At 54.0% G+C, this 13,061-nt stretch carries 8 protein-coding genes; 4 read left to right on the top strand and 4 right to left on the bottom strand.

Annotated features, from left to right (window positions below; translation table 11 throughout):
- Positions 1 to 10: 10 nt before the first annotated feature.
- Positions 11 to 1,444: an undecaprenyl-phosphate galactose phosphotransferase WbaP gene (gene wbaP / locus KTJ90_RS06555; RefSeq protein WP_004571283.1), complete on the bottom strand. Its 1,434-nt coding sequence runs from the start codon at positions 1,442 to 1,444 to the stop codon at positions 11 to 13.
- Between the two features lie 794 nt (positions 1,445 to 2,238).
- Between wbaP and KTJ90_RS06550 the strand changes: the two genes are divergently transcribed.
- The gene (locus KTJ90_RS06550; RefSeq protein WP_110411252.1) at positions 2,239 to 3,810 is read left to right on the top strand and encodes a TerC family protein; all 1,572 of its coding nucleotides are present in this window, start codon (positions 2,239 to 2,241) and stop codon (positions 3,808 to 3,810) included.
- A 30-nt stretch (positions 3,811 to 3,840) separates the two neighbouring features.
- On the opposite strand, the gene asmA is transcribed toward KTJ90_RS06550, so the two are convergent.
- The 3 genes from asmA to udk all read right to left on the bottom strand — a co-directional run bounded on the left by asmA (position 3,841) and on the right by udk (position 6,983).
- Positions 3,841 to 5,664: an outer membrane assembly protein AsmA gene (gene asmA, locus KTJ90_RS06545; RefSeq protein WP_314509039.1), complete on the bottom strand. Its 1,824-nt coding sequence runs from the start codon at positions 5,662 to 5,664 to the stop codon at positions 3,841 to 3,843.
- A gap of 12 nt (positions 5,665 to 5,676) precedes the next feature.
- The gene (gene dcd, locus KTJ90_RS06540) at positions 5,677 to 6,258 is read right to left on the bottom strand and encodes a dCTP deaminase (protein ID WP_004571280.1); all 582 of its coding nucleotides are present in this window, start codon (positions 6,256 to 6,258) and stop codon (positions 5,677 to 5,679) included.
- An 83-nt stretch (positions 6,259 to 6,341) separates the two neighbouring features.
- Positions 6,342 to 6,983: a uridine kinase gene (gene udk, locus KTJ90_RS06535; protein WP_004571279.1), complete on the bottom strand. Its 642-nt coding sequence runs from the start codon at positions 6,981 to 6,983 to the stop codon at positions 6,342 to 6,344.
- Between the two features lie 283 nt (positions 6,984 to 7,266).
- On the opposite strand from udk, the gene KTJ90_RS06530 reads away from it, so the two are divergent.
- The 3 genes from KTJ90_RS06530 (at position 7,267) to yegD (ending at position 12,814) form a co-directional block, all read left to right on the top strand.
- The gene (locus KTJ90_RS06530; protein ID WP_004571278.1) at positions 7,267 to 7,881 is read left to right on the top strand and encodes a phosphatase PAP2 family protein; all 615 of its coding nucleotides are present in this window, start codon (positions 7,267 to 7,269) and stop codon (positions 7,879 to 7,881) included.
- 163 nt (positions 7,882 to 8,044) lie between these two features.
- The gene (locus tag KTJ90_RS06525; protein ID WP_039659793.1) at positions 8,045 to 11,386 is read left to right on the top strand and encodes a diguanylate cyclase; all 3,342 of its coding nucleotides are present in this window, start codon (positions 8,045 to 8,047) and stop codon (positions 11,384 to 11,386) included.
- A gap of 75 nt (positions 11,387 to 11,461) precedes the next feature.
- Positions 11,462 to 12,814: a molecular chaperone gene (gene yegD / locus KTJ90_RS06520; RefSeq protein ID WP_008926093.1), complete on the top strand. Its 1,353-nt coding sequence runs from the start codon at positions 11,462 to 11,464 to the stop codon at positions 12,812 to 12,814.
- Positions 12,815 to 13,061: the final 247 nt, after the last annotated feature.

Here is a 13,061-nt window from a genome sequence, read left to right as displayed (position 1 = left end):
CGACTCACGGTTAATAGGCACCGTCGCGTTTTAACACCACACCCACTGTTTTGAACAGAATGGCAATGTCATTCCACAGTGACCAGTTTTTTACGTACCACGAATCGAAATAGACGCGGGTTTCATAGTCAACGTCATTACGACCGCTGACCTGCCACAATCCCGTCATGCCCGGCTTAGCCATCAGGTAATAATCAACATCACCAGCATAACGACAGAGTTCATCTTCAATGACCGGACGAGGTCCAACCAGACTCATATCACCGCGCACCACGTTCCAGAGCTGAGGCAGCTCATCGAGGCTTGTTTTACGGATGAAGTGGCCCACTTTAGTAATACGTGGATCATTTTTGAGTTTGAAATCTTTATCCCATTCCGCACGCGCAATCGGATCGGTGCGTAATACCTCTTCCAGCACTTCTTTGGAATTGATGACCATTGAACGGAATTTCAGGCATTTGAATTTACGGCCATTCATTCCCACACGTTCGTGACCATAAATCGGCGGTCCACCATCACGGCCCACCAGGAAGCCCAGCACCAGCAGCGCTGGCATCAGCATCAGGATAATTGAGAGTGCACCCACGATATCGAATGCCCGCTTCAGGAAACGCGAGGTGCGTTTAGCCAGGTTATTCTGAACACGCAGAATCATCACCTCATGGCTAAAGATATAAGCCATGTCTGTACCGTAAAGCGGAACACCACGCAGGGTCGGAATCACTGAAACTGAACGGCAGTTATGCATCGCCAGCGATTTTAGCCAGATATCACGATACTGACTCTGCTCATACTCGACTGCCACGATAAACTGGGTTTCGCTGTTAGTCAGGCTCCAGAGCTCCTGCTCATCACGCAGCACTGGCACGCCATTCATGATCTCCTGCGGACAGGTTCCATCAACGTCGTAGAAAGCGATAACGTCAAAACCCATGACCTCTTCGCTTTGCAGTGCCTGCCAGGCTTCGTGCGCATTTTTGCTGCTGCCGATAATAATGGTTTGTTTCTTCCACAAGCCTTTTTTATTCAGCAGACGTTTTGAGAGCGCACGACAGGTTGGAATTAAAATCAGCGCCAGAACCCAGGTCAGTAACCAGACGAAACGCGACATCTGCCACTGCGACAGTGCGGTGATCGACAGATCGATGACAGAAAATATAAGAATGGTACGAAAAACTTCTTTTAATTCGAACCAGAAAGGTTTCCGGTAGGTATAGTGCCGAAGCCTTACCCAGAACCAGCCAATACAAATTACCGACAGACAAATGTGTGTGGCAATTTTTAAATTCATTTCTTTTTCAGAAATATCTGCCAGCGGCGAACCTGAGTGAAGATTAATTAGCATCATCGCCACAAATAATGCTGCGTTGAAACAAATTAAGTCTGAACATGCCAGCATTAATTTGGTAATAAGACTTTTAAACGTAAATTCTGTATCGCGCATATTTAACTCTTTATTTTATTTCCTTAAACCCGCAACGGCTATCGCCTGTTAAATCATTAAGCGACGAAACCTCTCCAGACTGAGCCGTTTCTAAGGGGAGCTCCTGCGGCGTTTACGCCAATGATCTTAACCATAAACCAGTAATATTGTGATGAATACCAACAGATTACTCTGACTTAACCACCGCCAGCGCTGCTCACTTTATCAACAAAAACACGATTCGGGCACGCTACCGCCCTTGGCTGTCGCTGCCAATATCGCTGTCGTCATTCATATTGATCCCCGTAATGCAGTAACGTTACCGCATTGCATCGTGCAGACGTTCACCGGCGAATGACTCATTCGTCACATTGCGATTAATGTCGAATAGGCTCGCGAATTACGACTCTGGGGCAGAGTTTGCAAACTTGTTGCTATACTAGTTATTACTGGCTTGTTTACAAGCAGGTCCCGCTATCCCTGGACTATTTTAGGAAAAAGACTACCAGCGATTAGTATTGAGGCCTGACAGGCAGTGCAATGCTTTCTTCAAAATTAGGATTAATGCCATACTCGTGATGAGATAAATCGCATAAGCCCGACAGGTGAATATCTCATCCAGGGTTAAAAAGGAGTCAGAATACTCTCTGCTGCATACTATGAATTTAATCAAAACGTCACACTCATATGTTCATATTTTGCACGATATATCGCCTTGATTGGGTCATCGCCCCCCTGCCCTGCCATTTGTACGTGGCTTCGCACTCCTCTATCATCAGAGAAAACTCAATTTAAAATATTCAGGTGAACATGACATGCTGGAGGTAATTGCAGATCCCTCGCTATGGGCGGGATTAGTAACGCTAATCGTTCTGGAACTGGTTTTAGGCATCGACAATCTTATCTTTATTGCCATCCTGGTTGAGAAGCTGCCTGGACCGCTTCGCGACCGCGCACGCGTGATAGGACTGCTGCTGGCGTTATTATGCCGATTATTGTTACTGGCATCGCTTTCCTGGCTGGTTACCCTGAAAGAACCCTGGATAACGCTGGGCGGACACCCCTTTAGTGCGCGCGATCTATTGCTGCTGTCAGGCGGGATTTTCCTGCTATTTAAAGCCACTACAGAGTTGAATGCGCGTCTGGAAGGACACGATGAGGCGTCCGGTCAACAAAAAGGCGGCGCTAAATTCTGGCCGGTGGTGGCGCAAATCGTGGTGCTGGATGCCATATTCTCACTGGATGCGGTCATTACCGCCGTGGGCATGGTGAATGATCTGCCCGTCATGATGGTTGCTGTCACCATTGCCATTTTGCTGATGCTGCTCGCCAGCAAGCCGTTAACCCGCTTTGTGAACAACCATCCGACAATTGTCATCCTCTGCTTAAGCTTTTTGCTGATGATCGGTTTCAGCCTGGTGGCGGAAGGCTTTGGCTTTGTCATTCCTAAAGGGTATCTCTACGCGGCCATCGGCTTCTCAGTTGTCATCGAAGCGCTTAACCAGCTGGCACACTTTAATCGCCGCCGCGTGCTGTCGGCTGGTCGCCCACTGCGCCAGCGCACGGCGGAAGCGGTATTAAGGCTGTTGCGCGGTGCGGCAGAACCGGCGGAGCTGGATGCCAAAACCTCATCGCTGATTGCTGACAGCGATGAGAGTATGCTCTTTAACCGCCAGGAACGCGCAATGATTGCCCGCGTGCTGGGCATGGGTCAGCGTCACGTTAACAGCATTATGACCTCGCGCCACGACGTCGACCATATTGATCTCAGTGATGATCCGGCTGAGATCATGTCGCGCCTTGACCGCAATCAGCACACGCGCATTCTGATAACCGAGCACTCCAGTGAACCACTGGGTGTGGTGCATGTTATCGATCTGCTGCACCAGTCGCTGCACAACAATTCACTCGATTTACGCGCCCTTATCCGACAACCGCTGGTATTTCCTGAGCGACTGACCCTGCTGCAGGCGCTGGAACAGTTTCGTCAGGCTCATACACATTTTGCCTTTGTGGTGGATGAGTTCGGTTCAATGGAAGGCGTGGTGACGCTGAGCGATGTGATGGAGACCATCGCCGGCAATCTGCCGAATGAGGCGGGTGAAATTGACGCCCGTTACGATATACAGATTCAGGGTGAAGGTCACTGGATTGCCAACGGCCATATGCCACTGGACGATCTGGCGCTCTATGTGAAATTGCCGCTGGATGAACAGCGTGACTACCATACGCTGGCAGGCTTACTGATGGATAAGCTGCAACACATTCCTCAGGAAGGCGAAGTGTTGCAACTGGGTGACTATCTGCTGCGAACGCTGCAGGTTGAAAATCATCGGATTCAGAAGGTAGAAATCCTGCGGCAGCCTGACGCAGATTACGAGGTATAGCCACTGCCAGGGGCGCAGGGAATGCGCCCGCTAGGGGCGCATGATTTTCTTCAGATTCTCTTTGTTCTCGCCCTCTTTCTGGCGATCAATCCACTGATTCAGACGTGACCTTGCCTCACTCTGCAGACGGTTACGAAGAACGTCATCCACTGGCAGGGAATATTGCAGGCTGTTCCAGCCGCCATACATACGCAGTGGGATAGGCTGACTGGAAAGTGCCTTTACCAGCGCATCATCGCCACGCCAGCCGCTGATTTTCAGGCCCAGCGTCACATCCAGCTGTTGCTGCACCATGTCGACTTTGCCCGCGCCCTGTAATCCCAGATTCTGACCGTTGCCATTGAGATCACTGAAGCTGAGTACACCTTTATTCAGCGCCACCTGCCCGCTGATCGACTCAATACCCTCTTCTACGGCATCCTGGCTACTGACCTTATCGCTGACCCGAGCCACAGCACGCTGCACCATTTGCTGGAGATTAAGCTGTGCCAGCTTCAGGTTGCTGGCACTGATCGTCGCCCTGCCCTGCCAGCTGCGCTTTGCCGCCTCGACTGTCAGCGTATCGCCGGACAGCTCCCCGTCAAGACTCAGGTTGCCCTGCAGACTTTCCGGTAGTGCAAACGCTTTCAGCAACGGCTGGATTTGAATAAACCGGAGTTGCGGTTTCAGGCTGACCCGTGTCTCTGGATGACGAATGTCGATGCTGCCGGGAATCGAGAAGCTGCCATTACCCAGCTTGCCGCTGAGGGTGTTCAGCGTCATGAGTCCCTGCTGATTGCGGGCATTTAACGTAAAATCAGTCAGCGAGAGGCCGCGCCATACCGCATTATTCGCCTGAAGTTTTAGCGCCAGATCCATGTCGTTGAGAGGAGAGTCCGCATTGGTGCGTTCACGCGGCGCAGCAATCACCGGCGAACGGGCCACGGTGGCGTGCTGCGCGCCAGGCGCTTCAGAAACGGGCGCACTGGTGAGTAAATTATCGAGATTCAGGTTGCTGGCTTTCAGATCCAGCGCCAGCTGCTGTGGCGGCACCACATGACCACTGCCCTGCCCGGTCAGGGTACTGTCATTTGCGGTGAGCTGCAGACCACTAAAGGAGAACTGCTGCCGGTCACCATTCCATTCGCCCTGCAGGCTTAACGACCCTTTAATCCCCTGAGACGGAATGTCGGCGCCCGATAAGGTGTAATCGAGCTGCTGCAGCTGGCCGGTAAGACGGTGCGGATATTGCGCAGCATCCAGCTGGCCTTTGAGATTCAGCGCGGCGTTGCGCTGGTTGCGCATCAGCGTCGTGCTCAGAGAGAGTGTCGCCAGCTTGTTCGCGTCCTGATCCATCGTAATGTTGAGGTCGCGGAAATTATATTCGTCGCCGCCTGGCTGTTGCCAGATCAGCAGACTGTCGGCTACCCGCAGTTTAGCGATATCAAATGACCAGCCGGTGGATGGCGAGGCAGGCTCCGCATCACGGGGACCCTGAGGGGCATTTCTGGCAGGCTGCGCGCTACTGTCGGGCGTTACCCGCACTATCGCATTTTTCAGCAACACCTGACTGACGCTGAGCTGATGGGATAAAAGAGGCCAGAGATCAACATCGAGACGCATGTTCTCCGCTGAGACCAGCGGCTGAGTCGCCCCCGGCGCGGTGAGGCTCATCCGCCCAGCCAGGATGCTGAGCTGAGGCCAGACGTGCCAGCGCAAATCGTTACTGACCTCAAGGCGATAACCACTGCGTTGTTCAACCTGTTTCACCATATAGGTACGGAAGTCGTTGGGATTGACCAGCAGCACCAGCGCGCTCAATCCCGTTACGACCACCACTAACAGGATGGCCAGCGTGGTTATCACTCTTTTCATTACATCCTCAGATCAGTCTTTATCGATACGGCTGGCATCAGCGCCCTGCTGACCCCGATATTTAGCATCTTCACGTCGGTTATAAGGACGCGCAGCCGGGCCTGAAAGCGGTTCAAAACTCAGCGCGCCGATTAACATACCCGGACGCAGAGCCAGCGGCAGTTTACCTGAATTGTAGAATTCCAGCACGATACGACCCTGCCAGCCTGGATCAATGCGGTGCGCTGTCACATGCACCATCAGCCCGAGGCGCGCCAGCGATGAACGGCCATCCAGCCAGCCGACCAGGTCGTCAGGCAGCGTCACGGACTCCAGCGTTACCGCCAGCGCCAGCTCACCCGGATGGAGGAAAAAGGCTTCACCATCAGGCAACACGATCTCATCGCTCATGACCCGATCCAGTGCCGCGCTTACTTCCTGTTTCGGGCCACTCAGGTCGATAAAGGCCGCGGTATGGCCGCTGAAGGTGCGGAACTGATTCCCCAGGCGCACATCGACGGTTGCCCCATTAATGCGCTCGACAGGCGGGCGTGGCTCAATGGCCAGTTTGCCATTGTCCAGCCAGGCTTCAATATCGCGATCGCATAATCTCATTGCGGTAACTCCATGGCATAAGTGTAGCGAACCGGTGACAGCGTGCCTGCCACCGGTCTGCACCCCGTCCGGATGGACGTGGGTTATTCAAAAAACTGGTTAATTTTCGCCTTCAGGATATCAATGGCGATACGGTTTTTTCCGCCGCGCGGCACAATGATATCGGCGTACTGTTTTGATGGCTCGATAAACTGCAGAAACATCGGACGCACGGTCTTCTGATACTGACTCATTACCGAATCCATTGAGCGGCCGCGCTCATTGACGTCACGTTTCATACGGCGCATCAGACAGATATCAAGCGGCGTGTCGACGAAGATAGAAAAGTTAAGTTCCTGGCGCAGACGGGCATCGGTTAACAGCAGAATGCCTTCAAGAATAATGACCTTTTTCGCTTTCAGGTGCTGCGTTTGCTGAGTGCGGGTGTGCTCAACGTAGCTGTAGACCGGCAGCTCAATGTCCTGCCCGGCTTTTACCGCCTGCAGATGCTGCAACAGCAAATCATGATCCATCGCACTCGGATGGTCATAATTGGTTTTAACCCTCTCTTCCATGGTGAGGTGACTTTGATCTTTGTAATAAGCATCTTCCGGGATAACCCCGATATGCTCGTCACCTACCTGATCACGGATTTCACGATAGAGCGTGCTGGCAATTAAACTTTTACCGGATGCGGAAGCGCCGGCAATGCCTACAATCACGCACTGATGAGACTTGTCAGTCATACTTTTTTAAGACCTGATAACTGGAGCCTGCCACTGGTCACACATTACGCGGGCAGCGGACGGGCCGAAATGGAGAGGGTGTGTTCGCGCTAAGTATAGGGATTTCGGCCTTTTGATGCCAGAAAAATGGCACCGGCGTCTTTTCAGACTTTCTCCTTTGGACGCCACTCATTTCACCGATAAACTAGCAGCACACCATATTATAAAAAAATGGCCTGTGCGGCACGCGGTTGTCTGAACGCGTGTCGTTAACATGACGACCAAATGATGCATCAGGAGTGGTATGCACTGGAAGACTTTGACCTATTTTGGCGACAGCATGCTGTTGATTCCGACAGCGGTGATTATTGCGCTGATTTTGCCGTGGAAAAGTGATAACCGCCTTACGGTCTTTTACTGGATTGTGGCCTTTGGCCTGGCTGGCCTGACAGTCAGCATCTCAAAGATTCTGTTTCTCGGGTTTGGCATCGGCAGTGCCCGCTTTAATTTTACCGGCTTCAGCGGTCACAGCGCGATGTCCGCTACCCTGTGGCCGGTGATGCTGTGGCTGATTTCAGGACGCTGGTCAGCAAAATGGCGCATTGCCGCGATTGGCGTGGGTTATCTGATTCCTCTGATGGTTGGGTTCTCGCGTCTGGTCATCCACGCCCACTCGAAAAGTGAGGTTGCCACTGGTCTGCTGCTGGGCTTCACGTTGAGTACCGCGTTTCTGATCTCTCAGCGCCGCACCGCGCTCAAAGGCTTTAGCTGGCCACAGATCGGTGCTGCACTGTTAGTGCCGTTTCTATTAATGGGTCATGGCCGTGTCGCCACGACGCAACAGTTTCTGGAACGCTTCTCTGCCAGCCTCGCGGGGCTGGAGAAGCCCTATACCCGCGCCGATCTTTTCCGCCAGTAATCAATACGCTGGTCATCAATTTCTCTGTGCCCGTCAATTCACCGAATAACGGGCAATATTGATTTCACCCCTTTTTTCTTTGCCGAATGTGCTAGCATGCAGTCAGAGAATGACTGGTGCCTGATTCGCCGTAGCGGAGTGTTGCACCCTGACGGAAGTCCGCATGACGATAGAGATCCTGTCCCCGCAAAAGAGCACGCCAAACTGCTGGCTTTCGGCGCTGTTCCTTGGCTGTATAGTGTTTGTCCTGACACTGTTCTGTCTTGAACTGATCGTGGTCAGCGGGAAAATCTCCCCGCTCTGGTTCCCGACGACATTAATGACTGTGGTGGTTTTCCGCTGTCCGTCACGACAGCTACCCCTGCTGCTGACTGCCTGTGTGCTGGGCACCGCCGCAGCCAACGCCATCATCATCGGACCTGCCTTTTCAAACATTAAATTCGCGCTGTTAAACCTTATTCAGGCCAGTGTGGGTGGCATGCTGCTGCGCGCGCTGCTGGATCGGCGCGCGCCACTGAACTCTCTGCATGACTGGGCCCGGATGGTGTTATCGGTGGGTATCGTGACACCGGTTCTGGGCGGCCTGCTGGCGCTCTGGACGCTGCAGGTCAGCGGCCACGCTTCGTTTCCCTTCTTTTATACATGGGTGATCTCAGAAATCATCGGCATGCTGGTGTTAGGCCCGATGCTGCTGCTGCTGCCCTGGCCGCTGCGACGGGCCCAGTTCAGCGAGCTGGGCAGGCAGTTGCCAGAAACGTTGATGACGCTGCTCCTGACCCTGGGTGCCAGTTATCTGTCGCTGCGTTTTCTGCCCTGGCCCTTTACCTTTATTGTCGTAATCCTGTTCTGGTGCGCGGTGCGCCTGCCCAAGCTGCAGGCGTTTGTGCTGTTCTTCATCAACGCCAGTTTTATCTCGATGCTGCTGGCTTTGGATGCGGTCAGCGTAGTAAACAACAACAGCGCGCTGGGCCCGGTCTCCAGCTGGTTACCTTTCCTTCTGGTGTTGATCCCCAGCCACATTATGTCGCTGGTGATGGATGCGTTCCGGCGTGAAAAACTCCACATCACCGACAGCGAAACCCGCTTCCGTCACGCCATGGAATACTCTGCAATCGGTATGGCGCTGGTGGCGCCTCAGGGTAAATGGCTGCAGGTTAACCGCTCGCTGTGCGATATCCTTGGCTATCCGGCCGAAGAGCTCAAACGCCTGACATTCCAACAAATTACGCATCCCGATGATCTGAGCCTTGATCTGCAACATGCCAGCCGATTGCTGGAAGGTGAGATTGATACGTACACGTTTGAGAAGCGCTATTTTCGTAAAGATGGTGAGATTGTCTGGGCACGCCTCACGGTATCGCTGGTGCGCGATGGCAGCCAGGAACCGCTCTATTTTATCGCGCAAATTATTGATATCTCTGAGCTGAAGCAGAGTGAGCAGGTGAATCGCCGGCTGATGGAGCGCATCACGCTGGCCAACGAAGCCGGTGGCATTGGCGTGTGGGAGTGGAACCTGCTGACCGGTGAAATGTTATGGGACAAGCGCATGTATGCCCTGTTTGGTCTCGCCTCTCATGAGTCGCCCAGCTATGACCTCTGGATCCATCTGCTGCATACCGCAGATCGGGAGTATGCTGCGCTGACGGTGCAACAGGCGATTGAGCTGCGCAGTGCTTTTCACATGGAGTATCGCGTGGTTAATGCCGAGGGCCAGCGCTGGGTGCGCACCCAGGCAAACCGTTTACTGAGTAAAGAGGGCCGCATTGAGCGCATGCTGGGGATCTGCCAGGACATCACCCCGCTTCGTAATCTGAACGAAGCGCTGTTTCAGGAGAAAGAGCGCATGGCGATAACCCTGGACTCAATTGGCGAAGCGGTTATCAGCACGGACAAAGAGATGCGTGTCGCCTTTATGAATCCGGTGGCGGAGAAGATGAGTGGCTTGTCACAGGAGCAGGCTGCCGGGCAGCCGCTCAGTGAGCTGCTGCACATAACTCAGGGACGTAACGGCCCGAAAGTGGAGAATCTGCTGTTGTGCCAGTTGCCACCGGAAAAAATCACCCCCAGTCTGGCTGAAGATCTGGTGCTCCACACCCCGGATGGCGGCCACATCGATATTCATTACAGCATCACGCCACTGCGTTCAGAAGCGGGCGTGGAACAGGGTGCCGTCATGGTTATTCAGGATGTGAGTGAATCACGTAAACTGATGAAGCGCCTGAGTTACAGCGCCCTCCACGACACCCTGACCCGCCTGCCTAACCGCGCCAGCTTTGAGCTTCAGCTTAAACGTCTGCTGTTTGATGCCGCTGAACATCAGCATCAGCATGTGCTGGTGTTTATCGACCTGGATAAGTTTAAAGCGGTCAATGACACCGCAGGGCATGCTGCAGGCGATGCATTGCTGCGCGAGCTCTCCGATCTGATGCAGCACCATCTGCGCAGCAGCGACTTCCTGGCCCGACTGGGCGGCGATGAGTTTGCGCTTCTGATGCCTGATTGCGATGTGGGTCAGGCACATGACGTGGTGCAGCGCATCGTCGCTGCAGTCAACGATTACCGCTTCCAGTGGCTGGGTCGCCTCTATCATGTGGGCGCCAGTGCGGGAGTGACACAAATTTCAGCAGAAAACTGTCAGAGCAGCGACGTCCTTTCTCAGGCGGATATCGCCTGTTACAACGCCAAACGCAGTGGGCGTGGACGACTGATGATTTATGAGCAGCATAGCTTACCGCTGCCGGGTAACCATCAGGGAATGGATGCCGCGATGATTGATGCGCTGCAGATTGAACTGCCCGCCTGGCCTGTTGCGCCACCCAAAACCCCGCAGGCCGCCTTTATCTGGCTGCTTGATGTACAGCTGTTAACCGCAGATGGATTACTGCTGGATGAGACGTTGCTGCGCAATAACCTGCACGATGAGACGCTGCGACGTCGTCTCGATAACAATATTCTTGCGGTTTTTTTCCGCCACGACGTGGAAAAGCTCAATCAGAAAGGCATTCCGGTGATTTTGCCGCTTGATGCCGGGATACTCAGTGATGCCGCCTTTGTGGAGCAACTCTGTCAGCGCTTTGTCGCGGCCGGTCTCTCTGAAAGCCACTGTGGTTTCGCTTTCCCTGCGGCCAGCGTGTTGAGCAAAGGCGATCAGCTCTATTCCGCACTGCTGCAACTGCGGCAGTGTGGCTGCCGTATCGTATTGCAACATTTTGGCCGAAATCTGGACGCGTTTACTCTGCTGAGTAACGAGGTAGTTGATTACCTGGTACTGGCACCTGAACTGGTTGCTAACGTTCACAATAATCTGATGGATGAGATGCTGCTGACCATTATTCAGGGCCAGGCAACGCAGCGTAACATCGCGGTGCTGGCCGGTCCGGTTTCGGTCCCTGCTGTGCTCAGCACGCTGGCTACCCTTGATGTGGATGGCGTCTGGGGCAGTGCCGTGGCCGAGCGGCAGCCATTACGCGCACTGGCCGAAGATCGAATCTTCGCTATCCGTTAATTCCAGCGCGACCTGCTTGCTACACTGATGAAGCTGCGCTAAAGTCGCCCCCTTTTTTCCGGCATGGGGGCGAAAATGTTCATAGGATTCGATTACGGTACGGCTAACTGCTCAATTGCAGTCAGCGAAAATGGCACGCCACGTCTGTTAACGCTGGAAAATGATCAGCGCCTGCTGCCGTCGATGATCTGTGCGCCTACCCGCGAGTCGATCAGCGAATGGCTCTATCGCCATCATCAGGTGGCAACACCTGATAGCGAAACCACCGCGTTGTTGCAGCGCGCCCTGCGTTATAACCGCGAAGAAGATATTGAGGTTCAGCCCAACAGTGTGCAGTTTGGCCTTACCGCGCTGCAGCACTATATGGTCGATCCCGAAGATGTCTGGTTCGTTAAATCCCCCAAATCCTTTCTCGGTGCCACTGGCCTGAAGCCGCAGCAGATTGCTCTGTTTGAAGATCTGGTCTGCGCCATGATGCTGCACATCCGCCAAAAGGGCGAAAGCCAGCTTGATCACGCTATCGATCAGGCTGTGATCGGGCGACCGGTCAACTTCCAGGGACTGGGCAGTGAAGAGTCTAACCAGCAGGCTGAAGGCATTCTGCTTCGCGCAGCACACCGTGCCGGTTTCCGCGACGTGGAATTTCAGTTTGAACCGGTGGCAGCCGGACTCGATTTCGAAGCCACACTCAAACAGGAAACAACCGTGCTGGTTGTGGATATCGGCGGCGGAACCACCGACTGCTCGATGTTGCTGATGGGGCCAAAGTGGCGTGATAAGGCCGACCGCCGCGAAAGCCTGTTGGGCCATAGCGGTTGCCGCGTTGGCGGTAACGACCTGGATATCATGCTGACGTTTAAGACCCTGATGCCGCTACTTGGCCTGGGTGGTAATACCCAGAAAGGCACCGCCTTGCCAGCCCTGCCGTGGTGGAACGCCATCGCGATAAATGATGTGCCGGCACAGAGCGACTTCTACAGCCCGGCCTGCGGAAAGTGGCTGCGGGATTTAGTGCGGGATGCTGAACAGGGTGATGTGGTGGCTCGCCTGCTGAAAGTGTGGCAGCAAAAACTCAGTTATCGCCTGGTGCGTGCGGCGGAAGAGAGCAAGATTGCGCTGTCAGCTAATCCGGCACATACCGCCTCGCTCGACTTTATTGCCGCGGCATTAGAGACAGAAATTGGTGTGGAGCAGTTGCAGGACGCCATCAGTCAGCCGCTGGAGAAAATTCTGGAGCAGGTGCAGCTGGCCTTAGCCACCAGCCAGATTAAACCGGATGTCATCTACCTGACCGGCGGCAGTGCGCGTTCACCGTTACTGCGCGCGGCACTGCAGCAGACGCTGCCGGATACGCCGATTGCGGGCGGCGATGATTTCGCCTCCGTCACCGCAGGGCTGGCCCGCTGGGCAGAAGTGATGTTCCGTTAATCTTTGGCAGCCCTGCTATGTAAAAAAATGGCACCTTTAAGTGCCCTTTCAGACTGCTGACAAATTCAAATCAGGGTGCAACTGGCAGCGACGGAATAACTCAACAAGCAGGGAACACAGTCAGAGGAGGAAAGCGTCCCGCGCCATGGACGGCGGGGGCCGAGCGTGCCAGGGATTGGTGTAAGCGACTTTCCGATCTGACCGTGTTTACTGCACTGGCTCGATCTCACAGCTAACCGAGCCAAAC

Source organism: Pantoea jilinensis (assembly GCF_019104105.1).
Taxonomy (GTDB): Bacteria; Pseudomonadota; Gammaproteobacteria; order Enterobacterales; family Enterobacteriaceae; genus Pantoea; species Pantoea eucalypti.
The sequence above is the reverse complement of the archived record's forward strand: the minus strand, read 5'-3'. Positions and strand labels throughout refer to the sequence as shown.

What these genes read in the sequence shown, in the direction of transcription:
- wbaP (WP_004571283.1), bottom strand. Translation starts at nt 1,444, where the DNA reads ATGCGCGATACAGAATTTACGTTTAAAAGTCTTATTACCAAATTAATG.
- KTJ90_RS06550 (WP_110411252.1), top strand. Translation starts at nt 2,239, where the DNA reads ATGCTGGAGGTAATTGCAGATCCCTCGCTATGGGCGGGATTAGTAACG.
- asmA (WP_314509039.1), bottom strand. Translation starts at nt 5,664, where the DNA reads ATGAAAAGAGTGATAACCACGCTGGCCATCCTGTTAGTGGTGGTCGTA.
- dcd (WP_004571280.1), bottom strand. Translation starts at nt 6,258, where the DNA reads ATGAGATTATGCGATCGCGATATTGAAGCCTGGCTGGACAATGGCAAA.
- udk (WP_004571279.1), bottom strand. Translation starts at nt 6,983, where the DNA reads ATGACTGACAAGTCTCATCAGTGCGTGATTGTAGGCATTGCCGGCGCT.
- KTJ90_RS06530 (WP_004571278.1), top strand. Translation starts at nt 7,267, where the DNA reads ATGCACTGGAAGACTTTGACCTATTTTGGCGACAGCATGCTGTTGATT.
- KTJ90_RS06525 (WP_039659793.1), top strand. Translation starts at nt 8,045, where the DNA reads ATGACGATAGAGATCCTGTCCCCGCAAAAGAGCACGCCAAACTGCTGG.
- yegD (WP_008926093.1), top strand. Translation starts at nt 11,462, where the DNA reads ATGTTCATAGGATTCGATTACGGTACGGCTAACTGCTCAATTGCAGTC.